The 17,584-nt window shown below is 71.0% G+C and carries 19 protein-coding genes and 1 tRNA gene; 10 read left to right on the top strand and 10 right to left on the bottom strand.

The genetic code is table 11. The features are described 5' to 3' along the window. Positions 1-88 precede the first annotated feature (88 nt). Positions 89-1,126 (top strand): hypothetical protein, encoded by a 1,038-nt coding sequence (locus ABRP24_RS11485; RefSeq protein ID WP_349848304.1) that lies wholly within the window; start codon positions 89-91, stop codon positions 1,124-1,126. Next, the gene (locus ABRP24_RS11480) at positions 1,123-2,697 is read left to right on the top strand and encodes a CoF synthetase (RefSeq protein WP_349848302.1); all 1,575 of its coding nucleotides are present in this window, start codon (positions 1,123-1,125) and stop codon (positions 2,695-2,697) included. Before ABRP24_RS11485 ends, ABRP24_RS11480 begins: the two co-directional genes overlap by 4 nt. Positions 2,698-2,715: 18 nt before the next feature. On the opposite strand, the gene ABRP24_RS11475 is transcribed toward ABRP24_RS11480, so the two are convergent. The 5 genes from ABRP24_RS11475 to ABRP24_RS11455 all read right to left on the bottom strand — a co-directional run bounded on the left by ABRP24_RS11475 (position 2,716) and on the right by ABRP24_RS11455 (position 6,396). Beyond that, positions 2,716-3,267, bottom strand: a complete 552-nt coding sequence (locus tag ABRP24_RS11475; protein WP_349848300.1) for a hypothetical protein — start codon at positions 3,265-3,267, stop codon at positions 2,716-2,718. Further along, a complete protein-coding gene (locus ABRP24_RS11470; protein ID WP_349848298.1) occupies positions 3,264-4,244 on the bottom strand; it encodes an aldo/keto reductase in 981 nt (326 codons plus the stop codon). Before ABRP24_RS11470 ends, ABRP24_RS11475 begins: the two co-directional genes overlap by 4 nt. A 77-nt stretch (positions 4,245-4,321) precedes the next feature. Then, the gene (locus tag ABRP24_RS11465) at positions 4,322-4,855 is read right to left on the bottom strand and encodes a hypothetical protein (RefSeq protein WP_071248010.1); all 534 of its coding nucleotides are present in this window, start codon (positions 4,853-4,855) and stop codon (positions 4,322-4,324) included. A 42-nt stretch (positions 4,856-4,897) separates the two neighbouring features. Then, positions 4,898-5,752: a hypothetical protein gene (locus ABRP24_RS11460; protein WP_349848296.1), complete on the bottom strand. Its 855-nt coding sequence runs from the start codon at positions 5,750-5,752 to the stop codon at positions 4,898-4,900. Next, complete coding sequence (locus ABRP24_RS11455) at positions 5,752-6,396, bottom strand: SatD family protein (protein WP_301582540.1); 645 nt, start codon at positions 6,394-6,396, stop codon at positions 5,752-5,754. Before ABRP24_RS11455 ends, ABRP24_RS11460 begins: the two co-directional genes overlap by 1 nt. A 248-nt stretch (positions 6,397-6,644) precedes the next feature. Between ABRP24_RS11455 and ABRP24_RS11450 the strand changes: the two genes are divergently transcribed. Then, positions 6,645-8,813 (top strand): hypothetical protein, encoded by a 2,169-nt coding sequence (locus ABRP24_RS11450; RefSeq protein ID WP_349848294.1) that lies wholly within the window; start codon positions 6,645-6,647, stop codon positions 8,811-8,813. 54 nt (positions 8,814-8,867) lie between these two features. Beyond that, positions 8,868-8,940, top strand: a tRNA-Val gene (locus ABRP24_RS11445). A 47-nt stretch (positions 8,941-8,987) separates the two neighbouring features. Here ABRP24_RS11445 and ABRP24_RS11440 read toward each other — a convergent pair. Beyond that, complete coding sequence (locus tag ABRP24_RS11440) at positions 8,988-9,344, bottom strand: putative quinol monooxygenase (RefSeq protein ID WP_051596779.1); 357 nt, start codon at positions 9,342-9,344, stop codon at positions 8,988-8,990. A gap of 172 nt (positions 9,345-9,516) precedes the next feature. On the opposite strand from ABRP24_RS11440, the gene ABRP24_RS11435 reads away from it, so the two are divergent. Beyond that, positions 9,517-10,449: an AraC family transcriptional regulator gene (locus ABRP24_RS11435; protein ID WP_301603455.1), complete on the top strand. Its 933-nt coding sequence runs from the start codon at positions 9,517-9,519 to the stop codon at positions 10,447-10,449. Positions 10,450-10,457: 8 nt separating this feature from the next. Here the strand turns inward: ABRP24_RS11435 and ABRP24_RS11430 are convergent, their stop codons facing one another. Further along, positions 10,458-11,297: a helix-turn-helix transcriptional regulator gene (locus ABRP24_RS11430; protein WP_349848292.1), complete on the bottom strand. Its 840-nt coding sequence runs from the start codon at positions 11,295-11,297 to the stop codon at positions 10,458-10,460. Positions 11,298-11,397: 100 nt separating this feature from the next. Between ABRP24_RS11430 and ABRP24_RS11425 the strand changes: the two genes are divergently transcribed. Further along, a complete protein-coding gene (locus ABRP24_RS11425; RefSeq protein ID WP_349848290.1) occupies positions 11,398-12,369 on the top strand; it encodes an SDR family NAD(P)-dependent oxidoreductase in 972 nt (323 codons plus the stop codon). 87 nt (positions 12,370-12,456) lie between these two features. On the opposite strand, the gene ABRP24_RS11420 is transcribed toward ABRP24_RS11425, so the two are convergent. Next, positions 12,457-12,741 carry a hypothetical protein gene (locus tag ABRP24_RS11420; protein ID WP_176708644.1) on the bottom strand — a complete coding sequence of 95 codons (285 nt, stop codon included), beginning with the start codon at positions 12,739-12,741 and terminating at the stop codon, positions 12,457-12,459. An 87-nt stretch (positions 12,742-12,828) separates the two neighbouring features. Next, the gene (locus ABRP24_RS11415) at positions 12,829-13,611 is read right to left on the bottom strand and encodes an NAD-dependent epimerase/dehydratase family protein (protein ID WP_371836752.1); all 783 of its coding nucleotides are present in this window, start codon (positions 13,609-13,611) and stop codon (positions 12,829-12,831) included. Positions 13,612-13,663: 52 nt separating this feature from the next. Here ABRP24_RS11415 and ABRP24_RS11410 point away from each other — a divergent pair, with 52 nt between their 5' ends. Continuing rightward, positions 13,664-14,146 carry a MarR family transcriptional regulator gene (locus tag ABRP24_RS11410; protein ID WP_349848286.1) on the top strand — a complete coding sequence of 161 codons (483 nt, stop codon included), beginning with the start codon at positions 13,664-13,666 and terminating at the stop codon, positions 14,144-14,146. Between the two features lie 15 nt (positions 14,147-14,161). Here the strand turns inward: ABRP24_RS11410 and ABRP24_RS11405 are convergent, their stop codons facing one another. Continuing rightward, positions 14,162-15,316: an acyltransferase gene (locus tag ABRP24_RS11405; protein ID WP_349848284.1), complete on the bottom strand. Its 1,155-nt coding sequence runs from the start codon at positions 15,314-15,316 to the stop codon at positions 14,162-14,164. 117 nt (positions 15,317-15,433) lie between these two features. Between ABRP24_RS11405 and ABRP24_RS11400 the strand changes: the two genes are divergently transcribed. The 3 genes from ABRP24_RS11400 to ABRP24_RS11390 are packed head-to-tail and all read left to right on the top strand — an operon-like array spanning position 15,434 to position 17,533. Then, positions 15,434-16,120, top strand: coding sequence for a response regulator transcription factor (locus ABRP24_RS11400; RefSeq protein ID WP_349848282.1), 687 nt, complete (start codon positions 15,434-15,436; stop codon positions 16,118-16,120). Then, entirely contained in the window at positions 16,117-17,280 is a 1,164-nt protein-coding gene (locus tag ABRP24_RS11395) for a HAMP domain-containing sensor histidine kinase (RefSeq protein WP_232749445.1), read from the top strand. Before ABRP24_RS11400 ends, ABRP24_RS11395 begins: the two co-directional genes overlap by 4 nt. A gap of 10 nt (positions 17,281-17,290) precedes the next feature. Next, positions 17,291-17,533: a hypothetical protein gene (locus ABRP24_RS11390; protein ID WP_176708647.1), complete on the top strand. Its 243-nt coding sequence runs from the start codon at positions 17,291-17,293 to the stop codon at positions 17,531-17,533. Positions 17,534-17,584: the final 51 nt, after the last annotated feature.

The following is a 17,584-nucleotide window of genomic DNA, read 5'->3' as shown; positions in this document are numbered from 1 at the left end:
CACGGGTTCTCCACAGCGCATTCCCCGAGGGGCATGGGGCGCCGAGGGGGTTCGTATGATCGTCGCCAGGGACCACCGAGGGGGAACGATGGCATCACCGTGGACGGGCATCATCGAGGACGCGCGGCACTACCCGTCGCCGCACAACTCGCAACCGATCGTCGTGCGCGTCGAGGACGACCGCACCGCGACCGTGTTCTACGACCTGCGACGGGGGTTGCCGGCGGAGTCGTTCGGCATCCCGTTCGGGCACGTCTGCGCCGGGGTGTTCCTGGCCGGGCTCGACGTGGTGGCACGAGCGCACGGGTTCACCGTGCAGGAACGGCTCGACCACGCCGAGATGGACTTCGGTCGGCTCGACGCTGGTGCGGACGACCACCTGCACCGGCTGGGCACGGTGACGTTGCGTCCGCACGTGGTCACCACGGACGACCGGGAGGCCCTGGCCGGCTTCCTCGCACGGCGCACCTCGCGCAGGCCCTACGACGCAACGCTCGTCGACGCCACCGCGATAGAGGCCGCGTCCGCCATCGCGTCGGCGGCCGGGCAACGCTTCCGCACCACCGACGACCGGGCCACCGTCGACGAGATCGTGCGCGTCAACCAGGAGACCCTGTTCGACGACCTGCAGCACGACGCCGTGCACGACGAGATCCTGCACTGGCTGCGGTTCTCGAAGCGACAGGCAGCGGCCACCGGCGACGGGCTGTCCGCCGAGACGATGCTCATGCCCGGCCCGGTGCTCCGGTTCGCCATGGAGCACCGCGGACTCTGGCAGGCCCCGGGCATCGGCGGGGTCTTCCGCAGGGTGTACCTGTCCACCATGCGGGGCGTCCGACAGCTCGCCTGGCTCGAGGGACCGTTCAGCACCCCGGCCGAGTACGTCGAGGCCGGACGGGTCTTCATGCGCATCTGGCTCGAGTTCTCCGCGCGCGGCATCGCCATGCACCCCTTCGGCACCGTGATCACCAACCCGCGGTCACACGCCGCGTTCGTCGAACGCGCGGGCGTCGACGAGTCCGACGGGCGGATGGCCTGGATGCTGTTCCGCTTCGGACACAGCGACCCACCACCCCTGGCACACCGCCGACCCGCCGCAGCGATGACCGTCGGGGGGACCCGGTGAAGCGCGCAGCGGTGTTCTCGGTGGTGTGGGTGGTCGAGACCTTCGTCGCACTGTTCATGCCCCGCGTCGGCACCCACAAGCTCCTGCTCACGCCGGGCATCGAGCCGCTCCGCTGGACCCTCGGACGCTGGCGCGCCTGGCGGACCGCGGAACGGGCTGCGAAGCGGGTCCCCGCGTACCGGGCGTTCCTGGCGGAGTCCGGACGGGCCTCCAGGCTCGACACCCGTGGCGGCATCGCCGCGGCGATCTCGGGACTGCCCGAGATGGACAAGGACTCCTACGTCAAGCGCTGGAGCATCCCCGAGCGCTGCATCGACGGACGCCTGCCCCGACGCGGCGTCGTCGTCGACGAGTCCAGCGGGTCGAGCGGCACCCCGACCAGCTGGGTGCGCGGCCCCGACGAACGCCAGGCCACCCGACAGCTGCTGCAGCTCGGGTTCTCCCGCACCGCCAAGGACCTGTCGAAGCAGCCGTTCGTGCTCAACGCCTTCTCGCTCGGGGCCTGGGCCACCGGGATGAACGTGACCGCCTCGCTCACCGAGTCCTCCATGATCAAGTCGATCGGCCCGGACCGCGACAAGATCGTGCAGACGATGCGCGAGTTCGGCACCGACTTCACCTACATCATCTGCAGCTACCCACCGTTCCTGAAGGCCCTGTTCGAGGACGACCGGCTCGACTGGGGCCAGTACACGATCGTCGCCGCGTTCGGGGGCGAGGGCATCAGCGAGAACATGCGCGCCCACATCGAGCAGTACGCGCAGGCCGTGCTCGGCTCCTACGGGGCGAGCGACCTCGAGATCAACCTCGGCATCGAGACCCCGTTCAGCGTGCAGCTGCGCCGGGCGATCGCCGCCTCACCGGAACTCTCCGCCGCCCTCACCAAGCGGGGCGAGTACGGGGTGCTGCCGATGGTGTTCCAGTTCAACCCGTTCGGCTACCTGATCGAGACGAACGACCTCGGCGAACTCGTCGTCACCATCGCCCGCTCCGAGAACATCAGCCCACGCATCCGCTACAACATCCACGACCGCGGACACGTGGTGCGGATGAAGGAGCTGCGGTCCGTGCTGCGGGCGACCGGACACGCGGCGCTCGCCGCCGAGGCCGAGCTCGACCTGCCGCTGCTGTTCCACTACGGCCGGTCCGACCTGTCCGTCGACTACAACGGCGCCGTCGTCGCACCCGACGTGGTGCGGGACGTCGTGTACGGCGACCCGGAGCTGCTCGAGGCCGTCGAGAACCACCGGCTGATCAGCTACGAGGACGACCGCGGTGACCGGCAGCTGCACATCGCGTTCCAGCTCGCCTCGGGTGCCGGCGGGTTCGACGCGGATACCGCCCGGGGCGACGTGATCGCCGAGCTGCGGCGGTTGAACAAGGACTTCTCGAACGCGATCCGTACGGCGCCGCCCGGCACGCTGCCGACGGTGGCGTTCTACCCGTACCGGACGGGGCCGTTCCGCGAGGACGGCAAGAAGCTCAAGAACGAGTACGTGTGGCAGCTGCCGGCCGGGTCGGTCGCGCAGTGGGGCCTCGACCTGTCGTGGGTCGCGGCGAAGGAGGCCTGAGCCGAGCCGGTTCCGGCGCTAGTCGTACTGCGGCGGCCAGTCGAAGGGCGCCGGCAGGTGCGGGACCTCGCCGACGGTCGTGACGACGAGGACGATCTGGCGCAGGTCCGTGAGCTCGATCGAGCGCGGGTTGCCGATCCTCCGGTGCCCGTCGATCCACACGGTCAGTTCGCCGCGCAGGCCACCGACGTGCTCCGGACCGAGCGAGACGCCCCACTCGTCGAAGAACTGCCCGAGCGTGAACGTCTGCTCCGTCGGGGACTCGACGTGCACGATGCCCGAGGTGTCGTGCGTGTGGATCTCGGCGGCGAACTTCCGGCTGTCCGAGTGTCCGACGTTCGCCGGGACGGTCACCGGTTCGTCGCCGTCCAGGATCGTCAGGTGCGTGTGCACGTGCTCGGCCAGCCGTTCGCCCCAGACGTTGCGTAGCCCGGCGGACTCGGCGCGGGCCGTCAGGTCGGTCGGCCGTGGCCAGGGCGGAGCGTCGCGGGCGGTGGCCGGTCCGGATGCGGCGCACCCGGACAGCAGCAGGAGTGCGGCCACCGCGACCGCGACGCTCCGGCGTCTCACCAGCGGTCGTGGACGCTCGCGCGGAACCACGTGTCGTACAGGTCGTGCACGGTGGCGTCGAGCCCCTCGATCGGCGGCAGGTCGCCGGCAGCGGCGTTCGAGCGCGCCTGCTCCGGATTGCGCGCGCCGGGGATCGCCGCGGTGACGCCGTCCTGCGCGATGATCCAGGCGAGTGCCGCCTGCGGGACCGAGACGGCGTCCGGCAGGGATGCCGCGAAGGTCTGCGCGGCGCGCACGCCGTCGTCGTAGTCGACGCCGCTGAAGGTCTCGCCCTGGTCGAAGGCCTCGCCGTGGCGGTTGTAGTTGCGGTGGTCGCCCTCGGCGAACGACGTGTCGGTCGTGTACTTGCCCGAGAGCAGCCCCGAGGCCAACGGGACGCGCGCCAGGATGCCGACCCCTGCCTCCAGGGCGGCCGGCAGCACGCGGTCGAGCGGCTTGAGGCGGAACGCGTTGAGGATGATCTGGACGCTCGCGACGCCGGGCCGGGCGATCGCGGTGAGGGCCTGGTCGGCGGTCTCGACGCTGACGCCGTAGGCGGCGACCGAGCCGTCGGCGACGAGCGCGTCGAGGGCGTCGTAGACGGCGTCGTCCTCGTAGACCGGGGTCGGCGGGCAGTGCAGCTGCACGAGGTCGAGGGTGTCCTGCCCGAGGTTCTTCCGCGAGCGGTCCACCCACTCGCGGAAGTTCGCAGCGACGTAGTTCTCGGGGACCTGGTCGGCGCGACGACCCATCTTCGTGGTGATCGTCAGCGGCACGTCGGGGTTCGCGGCACGCCACGCGCCGATGAGCTGCTCGCTCCGGCCGTCACCGTAGACGTCGGCGGTGTCGAACAGGGTGACGCCCGACTCGACGGAGGCGTCCATGACGGCGTTCGCGTCGGCTGCGGAGACGGGACCCCAGTCACCGCCGAACTGCCAGGTGCCGAGGCCGATGGGGGAGACGGAGCGGCCGGTGCGGCCGAGGGTGCGACTCTGCATGGATCCGAGCGTAGTCAGAGGCGCACGGGCGGGGTTCAGCCGAGCGTTCAGCCGAGCGGGGTTCAGCCGAGCGGGGTTCAGCCGATCGTGGCGACGCCGCGGCGCAGGAGCGCTCGCGCTGCACGGGCGCGGGGGATGACCCAGACGGCTGCCCACAGGGCCATCGCGCTCCACAGCAGGATGAGCATCGTCGTGATGAGCGTGCCGTGCTGGTCGCGCATCGACCACGTCATCGCGATCCACAGGACGCCGAGGACGACCTTGCCCCAGCCGGCGCCTTCGCGGTCGGCCTGGGCCTGCACGAGCGGGATCCACTGGTCCGCCGGCACACCGTCGGGCACCTGGCCGTCGGCGATCCACTCGCGCACGACGATAGACCGCTCGTAGCCGCCCTCGGCGCGCCAGGCGCGGCGCTGCAGGACGACGGCGATCGCGGCACCCGCCACAGCGGTCGGGATGCCGACCGAGACCAGGACGGCGGTGGTCGCCTCGGTCCACGAGGACAGGACCAGCATGACCAGGACGACGGCGAAGGCCGCGCCCGTCACACCCGCACCGAGCAGGCGGAGCCGCCCGGCTTCGTCGAGGACACCGACTCCGACACCGTTCACGGGGAGAGCGTACCTGCGGTGATCGGGGGCGGGGTGCGTTCGTCAGCCCAGTGCCAGCAACCAGCACATGCCGGCGGCGGCGAACGCCATCGCCCAGCTCACCAGGCTGCCGATCAGGAAGTACTCGGCCTGGTACCCGGTCGTCTCGCGGCGGATCTCGGGGAAGCGGACGATCCCCTTCGCGGCGATCAGCGCCGCCACGACGGGGAAGGCGCCGGCCAACGAGAACCCGGCCAAGAGCAGACGCTCGATCGGGCCGATCATGCGTCCGCCCTTGAGGGTGACCGTGCCGTCCGTGTCCGTGTCTGCCCCGGGTACCCGGGTGGTGCGGCGCCGGTCGAAGCGCTTCCGGCGGGTCGGTTCGGCCGCCACTGCACCGAGCCGTGCGTCGGGCGACAGCCCCGGGGGCAGCGCCTGGGCGACGACCACGTTGGCCGAGTCGACCAGGAACAGTGCGGCCCCGATGCCGGCGACGAGCGCCGCGAGCGGCACCGCTCCGACGAACGCCGGGCCGGCGTCACGGTGCCAGTCGACCACGAAGCCGGACGCGTCGGCAGCCGGTACCCAGAGCAGCAGCACGGCGACGGCGACCGCGAGCAGGACGGCCGGCCAGGATCCCGAGCGTCGGAGCCAGGGGAGTGCCCGATCGCGACCGCCGGGTGCACCGCCGGACCGCACCGGGATCGTCGTCGCGACCCACAGGGCCGCGAGGACGACCGCGACCAGCACCGACCAGACGGCGAGGCCGAGGCCGAGCACCGCCACAGTCGCCACGGCGGCCCAGAGCAGGACGATCACCGTGGTGGTCAGCACGCGCCGCGGTGCCGCGTCGGTCCCGGTCCGTGCGCGGACGACGTCGGCGAGCCCGACGAGGGTCAGGAGGACTCCGGCGAGCATCAGCGGCCCCCGTCCCCGAGGACACGCAGGCCCTCGACCAGGGCGGCGACGCCCGACTTCTGCACGGACTGGGACACCGCCGACGGGGTGATCCCCTCGTCCGCGGCGATCTGTGCCTGCGTCCGGCCCTGCACCAGACCGAGTGCGATCCGGCGGGCGCGGGGTGCGAGTCGCGAGACGACGTGGTCGCGGCTGAGGAAGTAGGCGTTCACGAGTCGCTCCGTCGTTCCGTGGCGGTCGTCGGCGTCGTGGTACCAGGACCGCAGGAACGCGGTCCGGCCGTCCTCGCGCCGGTGGGTCTCGTTGATGGCGTCCCGCGCCGACCACCAGCCCGGGCCGTCCTGCAGCGGGCCGGCGCCGCCGGTGCCGATCGTCCGGACCTGCCCTCGGCCGAGGCCGAGGCGGATCTGCACGGTCGCCGGGAGTGCGAGGGTCGCGGCCGTCGTCGCCACGAGGGCGTCGGTGAGCGTGCCGTAGATGACCTGGAACTCGTCGCCCACCGTGGCACGGAGGGGGTCGAGCGCGGTGACGTCCGCGGTACTGTCGAAGGCGTGCTCGACGTCCTGCTGGGCTGCGGAGCGGTCCTCGAGCGTGCGGGAGTCGACCAGGTCGACGATCACGGCGATCACGGGCTCGGACTGCATGGGTTAAGCGTAGAGCTTCATATCGTCGAAAGTAAGCCTCGGGCTAAACCATTCGCGTCGGCCACTCCCGCCACTGCGAGGGCATGCGGCTGAAATGTCACCTTCTGGACGTCCGGCGTCGAACCTGACAGCATGGGCGGACGCTGTCGGAGGGGGACGAGCAGATGGATGGTGCACGACCGGGGACGGGTGTCGCCAGCGCGGGACGGACCGAGACCACGGTGCGGCGGCAGTACGGTCCGCCACCCGTGCCGTTGATCGCGTGGAGCGGGGGCCGCGCGGTGCTCGCCTTCGTCGTGCCGTTCGCTGCCGGGCTGCTGCTGGCCGGGGTGGTGCTGCTGCTCGGCGTCCCTGGTGGTCGAGTCGCCCTGGTGAACGGTGCGTTCGTGGCGCTCGACGGGGCCGGGGTACCCGTGGCCCTGCTCGCCGTGGGCACGGTCATCGCGGCGCTCGGGCTCGGTTTCGGGGTGACCGCAACCACCGTGGTCATGCTCGCGGCCGCAGACGACGCGGTGGCGGGGCCGCGCGACGCCTGGCGGTGGTCGGTCCACCACCGGTGGCTCGTCGTCGAGGCCGCTCTCGTCGCGTTGGTGGCGGTGGCGGCGGGGACAGCCACCGCTGTGTCGTGGCGGGCAGGTGGATGGGGCGCCCTCGTGATCGTCGTGCTGCTGCTGGTCGGTGCCGTCATCGCGGCGCCCCTGCTGCTCGGCTGGGCGTTGCTCGTGGCCGGTGTGCCCCGTCGATCGGCGTTCCGTCGCGCCTGGGGATCTGGTCGGGTCGTCGTCCGTGGTGGGCACGAGGCGACGGCGACGCCGCGTCGCGCGCTCGTCGGGGGAGCGACTCTGATGACGGTGCTCGGGGTCGGCGTCCTGGTGCTGCTGCGCCTGTTGCCGCCGTCCGTGCTCCGGAGCAGCGTGGTCGTTGCCTGGTGCTGCGTCGCCGTGACCGGTCTGGTGCTGGTCATCGTCGCGATCGCGGTGCGTGGGGCTGCAACACGGAACGAAGGCGGTCGGCTTCGGTCACCGCTGGCGGCGGACTCGGTGGCCGGGGGACGACGGGCGAGGCCCGGCCTCGTCGGAGCGACGGCGGTGCTCGTCCCGGCGGTGGTGTTCGCGGTGGTCGTCTCGAGCAACCCGCTCGGCGCCGTGCAGTACGACGCCGCGTCGGTCGCTGCGCGCGCCATCTCCGGTGGAGACGTCGCCGACGTCACGGGGCAGACCGCTGTCGTGAGTGCGCCGTACACGCCTCCGAGCAGCCTTCGGATGTGTCGACAGGCGTCCTGTGACGGGGCCATGGAGATGCCCAGCCGGACACTCGGATCCGCGGTCGGCAGCGCGGGTGACGGCGGGCTGCTCACCGCCCAGTGGAAGGTGCGGTTCGACGGCGAGGAAGCGCAGCAGTACGAGCTCGAAGTCGTGCACTCCCGGCCGGACCAACTCGATGCGGCGCCGAAGTCGGACGGTGCCGCCTGGCCCGCGGGGAGGCGGGCGGAGAAGCGCGACTCCGCCGACGAGGCGCCGGCCGTCGATCGCCCGGAAGGGCGCCGCACCACGGTCACTGCCGTCGACATCGTCGACGGAGACCGGGATCACGTCAGCTACTGGATGACGGACGTCGCCATCGCGGGTTCCGGCGACCGGCCGGTCGTGGTCGGGATCGCCCGCGGCGGTGAACCGGAAGGACGCTCGCACCTGGTCGCCGTGTTCTGCGAGGACGTGTCCTGCGTCGAACACACGGTTCGGCAGGTGGCGATGCCGTGGATCCCGCCGCTGGACCACCAGGGCGTGGACGTCGCCGTCGCAACGGACGGCACGGCCGTGGTCTCGCTGGTGTCCGAGACTTACCAGGACTCGACCTTCTCCGCGCTGCGGCTGGTGTCGTTCGGTCCGGACGGTGGCCAGCCCGTCGTCCGCGACCTGTCGCACGCGATCCCGCCGGGGGAGCCGGTCTGGGAGTGGGATGAGGCGTACGACGCGCGGGTGGCGATCGGCGGCGACGGGAACCCGGTCGTTCTCGCGCGGTCGAACGGTGTCTCGACCCAACGGCTGACGTTCTGCGCGGATGCGTCGTGCTCGTCTTCGTCGCACACGGACATCACGCCGAAGGGGCCGACGAGCCTCCTTCCGGCGTTCGTCATCGACCGATCGGGGCGGCCACTCGTCGCGGTCCGTGACGAGGAACGCGGCACTCTGGGACTGCTCTCGTGCCGTGACGCGCGGTGCACCAACTCCGAGCAGACGACGATCGCCCGGTTCCCGCCGGTGCAGGACGAACGGTCGAGCACCAGCACGCTGGCGATCGGCCTCAGCGCCGACGACACCCCCATCGTGCTGTCCGGTGGCGTTCCGGAGGACCGGGACGAGGACGCGAATGGACTCGTGATCCGCTGCGACCGACCCCGGTGCGGGGCGTCGTGACGTGCGCGCCTGGTTCGACGACGATCGAGCGCTGACACCCTAGGATCGTGGTGAGGGCCTTTAGCTCAGCTGGTAGAGCGCCACGTTTACACCGTGGATGTCGTCGGTTCGATCCCGGCAGGGCCCACCGAGCCGCCGCTGGCCGGTCTCCCACCAGGACCGGCCAGCGATCAGTCAGTCGCTGAGGGGCGACAGCCATTCGGCTTCGAGGTCGCCTTCGACGAGGTCCGCGAGCTTGCCGAAGTAGTCCTGCATGTGCGGCTGCTGCACGTGGCGCGCGATGTCCGCCCCGGAGGACCACCGCTCGTAGAACGCGAACGCCCCGGGCTGCTCCTTCGTGGTGTGCACCGAGTACTGCTCGTAGCCGTGCTCGGATCGCACCGCGGGGATGATCGCGCGGATCGCGTCTTCGAGTTCCTGCTCCTTGCCGGCCCGGGCGCGGGCGAACCCGTAGACGGCCACCGGGGTCGTCGAGGCCAGGACGTCGGGGGGCATCAGGCCATCGGGGACGGTGTCTTCGGTCGTGCTCATGGTGACTGCTTCCTTCGTGTCGTTGCCGTCCCGAACGAGTGCTCCGGACGTCGCCAACGCTAGGAGCGGCCGGTGGGACGTTCAATGACCCTGAGGACCAGGTTCATGTCCGCGAGGACCATCCGGAATCGTTCACTGGTCCATCCGGGAAGTCCGGCGTACATTCGTCGAAGTGGACGTCCTCTCCGAAGTGCTCGACGTCTCCGGAGTCCGAGGGAGTGCCGGCGCCCGGATCGCGGCCGCCGGAGACTGGGGCGTGGAGTGGGTCCGGGATCGCGACGCCGTCGTCTACGCGGTCACTGCCGGTGTCGCCTACCTGACGGTCGAGGGCGGGGCTCCGAGGCTCATGACGACGGGCGACGTCGTCGTCCTCACCACCGGCGCCGCCCATGCGCTCTCCAGTGCGCCCGGCGTCGGCATCCACTCCTGCGACGTCGCGGCCGCCGACGAGGCACGCCGGGGTGGTGGCCTCCTGCGCCTGGGTGACGGGGACGAGCAGACGCAGATCCTGGGCGCTTCGTACTCGCACGACCCCGCTGGATCCACACCGGTCTTCGCCCTGCTTCCTCCGGTGATCCACCTCCGAGCACAGCAGCTCGACGCGAGCCTCGCGGACATCGTCCGACTCATCGGGCACGAACTCGCTCGTCCCGGCCTCGCGACCCACCTCGTCCTCGATCGTCTCGTCGACGTCCTCCTCGTCGCGATCCTGCGGACCTGGCTCGCCTCCTCGCCAGAACCCGGCGCCTCGTGGTGGGGAGTCCTCCGCGACCCGCTCCTGATGCGGGCTGTCACGAGGATCCACGAGGCTCCCGGTCACCCCTGGACGACCGAGGCGCTCGCACGTGACATCGCGACGTCGAAGCAGACGCTGGTGCGCCGCTTCCGGACGTTCGCAGGCACCACGCCGGGGGAGTACCTCACCCGCTGGAGGATGGACCTCGCAGCGCGTCGACTCCGTGACACCGACGACGGCCTCCAGAAGATCGCCGCCGACGTCGGGTACACCTCCGTCTACGCGTTCAGCCGAGCGTTCAGTCGTGAACGGTCGCTCCCGCCCGGGCGGTACCGAACGGTCGCCCGCGCAGGTGAGCGCCCCGATTGACGGGAGCACTACTCGCTGATCGTCGATTCGCTCGCCGCGCCCATGGAGAGCAGGATCAGCGCGCGCGCCGTTGCAGAGCCGGCCTCGCAGCCGTAGACGACGAGCTGCAGGCCGGGTGACCCTTCGACGGCGAAGGTGTGGGCGTCGAACTCCAGCCGCCCGACCTCCCCGTGCTCGAACTGCTTCGCGGTGGTCGTCTTGCGCCGTACCCGTTGCGTGCTCCACCGTTCGGCGAACTCCGGGCTGGCGTCGTTCACTTCCTCGATGAGACGGAGGAGGCGCGGGTCGCTCCCGAACTCCGCGGTCGCCGCCCGCAGGCTCGCGACGGTTGCGTCGGCGGCGCGGGCCCAGTCGGCGTGGAAGTGCCGCGCCGTCGGGTCGAGGAAGGTCATCCGCACGAGGTTGTCGAACCGTCCGAAGGGTGCGTACACCGCACGGGCCAGGGCGTTCGCGGCGAGGATCTCGTGCGCGGGGTCGATCACGAAGGCGGGGTGTGTCGACCACGAGTCCAGCAGCTGCCCGAGAGCCGGCGTCACCGACGTCGCCACGCGGGGGACTCGCGGGGAAGCAACCAGTCCTGCCAACGCGAACAGGTGGGCGCGCTCGTCGCCCTCGAGCTCGAGCCCGTCGGCGATGCCCTCGAGCACGGCGGCGCCGGGGCTCACCTCCCGCCCTTGCTCGAGGCGTGTGTAGTAGTCGACGCTGACGCCACCCAGCACCGCGAGTTCCTCGCGGCGGAGCCCGGGAACCCGGCGGACACCTCCGCCTGGCAGTCCGAGCGACTCCGGGGCGAGGCGGCCGCGGACGGCGCGCAGATACGCGGCGAGGGTGAGGTCGTCGGCGGGCACGGGACCAGGGTAGGTGGCAGGAGTTCCGGCTCCCTGGTCCTGCCGCACCCCGGCAGGACAGGGCGATGGTCCGGGACTGCGCGGCGTCGAGGCTGGGAGCATGGACACCAGCAGCGCATCCCAGCCCGTTCACCCCTACCTCGGCCTCTGGGTCACCGCCGATGGCCGCATCCGCCACGAGCTGCGGCCCGACGGCCGCTACGTGGAGGCCCGAGGTGACCATGAGGCGGCCTACGTAGGCGCCTACGAGGTCGACGGCGACCACATCGACTACCGAGACGACACCGGCTTCACCGCGGACGGCGACTTCAGGGACGACGTCCTGCACCACGCGGGCATGGTGCTGCACCGACGGAAGGTCGTCCTGGTGACGGGCGCCTCGAGCGGCATCGGGCGCGCGACGGCCATCCGTCTCGCCGCGGCCGGCCACCCCGTCGTGCTCGGGGCCCGGCGCACCGACCGGCTCGACGAGCTCGTCAGCGAGATCGAGGCGGCGGGTGGCACGGCGATGACAGTGCCGCTCGACGTCACCGCCCTCGTCTCGGTGCAGGATTTCGCGGCTGCCGCCCGGGCACGCTTCGGCCGGATCGACGTGCTCGTCGCGAACGCCGGCGTGATGCCGCTGTCGCCCCTTGCCGCAGGTCTCGTCGACGAGTGGGACAGGATGATCGACGTCAACGTCCGCGGCCTCCTCCACAGCGTCGCGGCGACACTGCCCACCATGCTCGCGCAGGGCACGGGCCACGTCGTGACGATCGCGTCCGTCGGCGCCTACGACGTCTCGCCCACGGCTGCCGTCTACTGCGGCACGAAGTTCGCAGCACGGGCGATCACCGAGGGGCTCCGCCAAGAGTCACCGCGTGGAATCCGTGTCACCACCGTGTCGCCAGGAGTCACCGAGTCCGAGCTCGCCGCAACGATCACCGACGCCGCCGCCGCCGCAGCGATGGTCGTCTACCGTGCCGAGTCGATCTCCGCCGACGCGATAGCCCGCGCCGTCTCCTACGCGGTGGCCGAGCGACCCGATGTCGACGTGAACGAGATCGTCGTGCGGCCTGCGGCCCAGCGTTGAGTTGCTCCGCAGTGTCGCAGCGAGCCGCCGGGCGAGGCTCGACGCGTGGCCGTCACCACGGGAGGGCCGTGTCTCGATCGGCGATCCTCATCGAACGCGAGAGGCTCGGCGTGCCCGGTGGGTAAGGGTGACCGCGGCGAGAGCGAGGACGACCGCTGCGGCTGCGGCAAGCCTGCCCACCTGCCGCGCAGCGAGCGCCGACTCGTACTGCCGTTTCGTCAGGACCACGTCGGTGCCTTCCGGTGTGGGCCAGAAGAACACCGGCGCAACCTGGCCGGCCTCGACGGTCGCTCCGACGCAGATCACGAGTGCAACAGCGCTCAGCGCGATGAGGGCGATCGCCCACCGGCGTGCAGCTGTTCGACGCGTCATGGGATCACGGTAGCGGGACGCCATCGTGGCCCCAGCATCGTGCTGAACGCTCGGTCATGTGCCTGACGACGCCGGTGTGATCCGCGCTCAGGGACGCCAGTCGGTCAGCTGGAGCTCCGGGAAGGCAGCCAGCAGCGCGGTGGGATCGCCAGGAGTGACCGGGTTGGCGAGGAGGTCGTCGATCGCTGGCGGGAGATCGTCCCGCCGGGTCGTGGGAGTCGGGCCGCCGTGGGCGATGTCGACCCATTCCTGCATCGTGTGCTGCTGGGGTCCGACGAGGTCGAACACGCCACTCGGCGCACCAGGCCGGGTCGCGAGCAGGATCGCCTTGACGACGTCGTCGATGTGGATCGGACGGAAGACCTGGGAGCCGTCCCCGGCGATCGGGACCGGATCGCCGTCCGTGCCGCCACGCACCATGAAGTCGAACGGCTGCGGGTTGTCTCGGCCGCCGACGATCGCGCTGATGCGGAACACGGTGGCGTTCATCGGGGCGAGGATCTCTTCTGCCATGCCCTTGGCGCGCTCGTACCAGTTCTCGGCGGAGGAGTCCGCGCCGAGTTGGGAGAGGTAGACGATGCGGGTGCCTTCGCTGACCGAATCGGCGACCAGGCGGGTGGTCTCGACCGTGCCGGCGAGGTAGTCCTCCCAGTGCGGCGCGCCGAAGTTGCCGGCGAGGTGCGCAACGGCGTCGACCTGGCCGAGGGCGGTCTCGGCGGCAGTCGACGTCGTCCAGTCCGTGATCACCGTGGCGGCATCGACCCGGCCACTCCGGCGAACGAGCGCGATGGCGTCTCCGTGCAGTTCGGCGAGCATCTGCTGACCGGTGCGACTGTTCGCGCCGGTGATGGCGAGGCGAGGGCTATTCATATGCGATGTCATCATGTGCTACAGCATATGCCTGCTGTGGGAGGATTGGGGGATGGATGACCTCGAACGACTGGGATTGCTGACGAAGGCTGTCTCGCGGGAGTCGGACAGGCGCCTGACCGAGCTCCTCAAACCGCTCGGCGTGACGCCCAGCCAGGCGGAGGTCCTGCAACTCCTCGATCAGCACGGACCGATGTCGTTGGGAGAGCTCGGCGGGCTGGTGCTCTTCGAAGGCGGGCACCCGAGCAGGCTCGTCGACCGCATGGTCACGGCGGGGATGGTCGATCGTCAGGAAAGTGCGGATGATCGGCGCCGGATCCAGCTCAGTTGCACGCCTGCGGGACGGCAGCTCGCCGCGGCGGCCACTGCGGCGAAGGAACAGTTCCGGGTCTGGCTCCGTGTGCAGCTGGAAGGTGTCGAACTCGCACCAGCCATGGACGCCCTCGCAGCCGTCCTCGTCGGCACGTCGATGCAGGGGACCGTATCGTCGCGTGCAGCACGTTCGCTCGTCCGTTCCGACACCACCCAGACCTGATCCAGGCACGAGCGGTCACGGTCTCGACGGGGTCGTGGCGATGCTGGTGGGGACGCTTGGGGAGCTGAGGCCAGCGCGTGCCGCGCCGTTCCTGAGGCCGTGCAGCAGGAGCCGGCGCGCCGGCACCTCGACCGCGTCGTGCAGCACGGTCGCGACGGCCAGCGCGACCACCAACGCGAGCAGGGTCAGGAGGGCGCTGGTCAGGCCTCCGGCGGGACCCTGGGGCCGGAAGCGCAGCACGGCGTCGATCGTCAGGAGATGGACGAGGTAGAACGCGAACGACCTGGTCCCCAGGCGCACCAGCAGCGGAGACGACAGGCCGGTGGAGCGTCCTTCGGCGTCCGCCCTGGCGAGCGCGGGCAGGAGCAGGGAGAACCCCACGACCGTGCAGCCGGTCAGCGCGAAGCCCGAGGTGGGATGCAGGTCTGCGGCGAGGAGTCCTGCGACCGTCAGCAGGACGGGGACCGTGAGTCGTGGTCCACGCCAGGCCCCCGAGCGCACCAGGGCAGCGGTCAGGACGCCGAGCAGGAACTCGGGGAACCGTGCCGGGGGCCAGCTCGCCGGGACGGGAGAACCCGGGAGGTGCGGCACGAGCACCGGTGCGGCCAGGACGAGGACGGCTGCGAGCACGGCGAGGGCCGCGAGCACGGCAGGGTGAGCGCGTCGGAGCGGCCGGATGAGGAACGGGAACGTCAGGTAGAAGAACGCTTCGCAGGCCAGGGACCACGACACCGGGTTCCCGGCTTGCCACCACGGGGCGTGCCAGGCGTTGACGAGCAGGACGTTCGCCACGAGGGCTGCCGGCGACGTCGTCCGGATGCTCGGCATCAGTGTCGCTCCCACGACGATCGCGGCGAGGACGGCGACCAGGTGCAGCGGCCAGATCCGCGCGGCACGGCGGCACCAGAAGTGCAGCGCTGCTCGTAGCGGTCCTGCGCGGTCCCCGTCCGTGCGGTCCGACCAGGCCAGCACGAAGCCGGAGAGCATGAAGAACAGCGAGACGCCGGTGTCCCCGCTGCCGACCACAGCGCTCAGGGTCGTCTGCGCGTTCCCGTCGAAGTACCCGAGGTTCCGCACGTGGTAGGCGAAGACCCCGAACGCAGCGACCCAGCGCAGGCCGGTCAACGACGGCAGGACAGGGGTCTCGAGCGCGGGGTCGGTTCTGGACATGCCCTCATCGGAACAGTCGGCACGTCAGCCGAGCGTCTGGTCGAGCGCATACGCTCCGCATACATCCGATCTGCTGTGCTGACCGGGTCCGGATCGGCCGGAGCAGCGAGGAGCGACGTGCGGGTACTGGTGGTGGAGGACGAGCCGTTCCTGGCGGAGGCGATCCGCACGGGTCTGCGGCTCGAAGCGATCGCCGCCGACACGGTGGGCGACGGCTTCACCGCGCTCGATCAGCTGGCCGTCCATGCGTACGACGTGGTCGTGCTCGACCGGGACATCCCCGGTCTGCACGGCGACGAGGTCTGTGCCCGGATCGTCGCTGACCCGGAAGCGCCGAGCGTCCTCATGTTGACGGCGTCGACGACACTCGCGGAGCGGGTCCACGGCCTCCAGCTCGGGGCCGACGACTACCTGGGCAAGCCCTTCGACTTCGAGGAGCTCGTGGCACGGCTCCGCGCGCTCAACCGGCGAGCACGTCGCGCGGTCGCGCCGGTCCTCGAGACGGCTGGCCTCCGGCTCGACCCCTTCCGACGTGAGGCCTACCGCGACGGACGCTACCTGCGTCTGGGGCGGAAGGAGTTCGCGGTCCTCGAGGTCCTGCTGCGTGCCGACGGCGGCGTCGTGAGTGCCGAGCAACTGCTCGAACAGGTGTGGGACGAGCATGCTGACCCGTTCACCAACGCGGTCCGGCTGACCATCTCGACCCTGCGGAAGAAGCTCGGCAGTCCCGACGCCATTCGCACGCTGCCCGGTGTCGGGTACGCGATCGCGCAGGGTCCTGCACGCGAGGGTCACGAAGCATGAGGATCCCCGCGCTGCACCGTCTGTCGATCCGGGCGCGGCTCACCCTGACCTACACGGCCCTGATCCTGCTCACCGGCGCCGTCATGCTCGCGGTCGTCTTCGCGGTCCTCGCCATCGTGCCCGGCTACGCGTTCACGGCAGGCCCGTTCCCCTACGGGTCGACGCACGACGTGTACGAGATCACCGGCCGCGACGACGTCCTCCGCCTCTTCGTCATCGTCTCGGTCCCGGCGCTGCTCGTGGTCGGGGGCATCGGTGGTGTCGTCAGCTGGCTCGTCGCGGGCAGACTCCTCCGCCCGCTGCGCGACATCATCACGACCGCCGACCGGCTCGGTGCCGGGACGCTGGACGCCCGCGTGGACGTCTCCGGGCCACCGGACGAGATCCGCGACGTCGGTGCGACGCTGAACCGGATGCTCGACCGCCTGGAGACCGCCTTCGTCAGTCGGTCGCGGTTCGCGGCGAACGCCTCGCACGAGCTCCGGACCCCGCTCGCCACGATGAAGACGATGCTCCAGGTCGCCCTCCGCACACCCGACGGTCCGGACCGGACGCAGACCCTCGAACGACTGCTCGTCACCACGGACCAGATGATCCGGATGACGACGGCGCTGCTCGACCTGGCACGGGGGGACGAACCCATCGACGCGCGCCCGGTGTCGCTCCGCGACGAGGTCGCGGCCGCGCTGCTGGCAGTGGACGCGGAACGACTCGCCCGGCGGATCGTCGTGTCGGTCCAGCTCGACGACGTCGTCGTGCTGGGCAACCGACCGCTGCTCGGGCAACTCGTCGGCAACCTGATCCGCAACGCCGTGGTCCACAACGTCTCCGGCGGGAGCCTGCGGGTGGTCCTCGACGATCGGTCGTCCGAGCTCCGGGTCGAGAACGACGGCGAGGTGGTGCCGGCCGACGAAGCGCACGAGCTGACGGAGCCGTTCCGCCGCCGCCACCGCACGCGGACGAACGGGAGCGGGCACGGACTCGGCCTGCCGCTCGTGGCGATGATCGCGACCGTGCACGGTGCAGAGCTGACCCTGACGCCGCGAGCTGCCGGCGGGTTGACCGCTTCGACCCGCTTCCCGGAACGGCAGCCACCAGATCCGGAAGGATCCAACCGATCGTCGCCCCGGGTCCTCGGCGATCACCCTGGCGTCCGGTAGCGTCAGCGCCATGACCGAGATGCAGCGACGCAGTCTGCTCGAACGGCTGATCGGCAAGCCCTTGCCGTGGCTCGTGTGGGTGTGGGCGGTCATCGCGCTGGTCTGGCTCGTCCTGGCCGTCGTCGAACCGTCCCGGTTCCACACGCAGATGGCGGTCCTCTGGATCATCCTCGTCGCCGTGCAGATCGGCTCGGTGTCCTACGCCCGGGCGCAGGCGCGGAAGCGTGCTCGGAACGCAGGCGACGACTCGTAGCGGGCCCGACGCCCGCGCCCGGTGCACGTCGCTCGCGTCGCGGGGCTGCAC

Origin of the sequence: Curtobacterium sp. WHRI 8282 (assembly GCF_040223925.2) — a bacterium.
Classification (GTDB): Bacteria; Actinomycetota; Actinomycetes; order Actinomycetales; family Microbacteriaceae; genus Curtobacterium; species Curtobacterium flaccumfaciens.
Note: the sequence above shows the minus strand (reverse complement) of the source record. Positions and strands in the feature narration are given on the sequence as shown.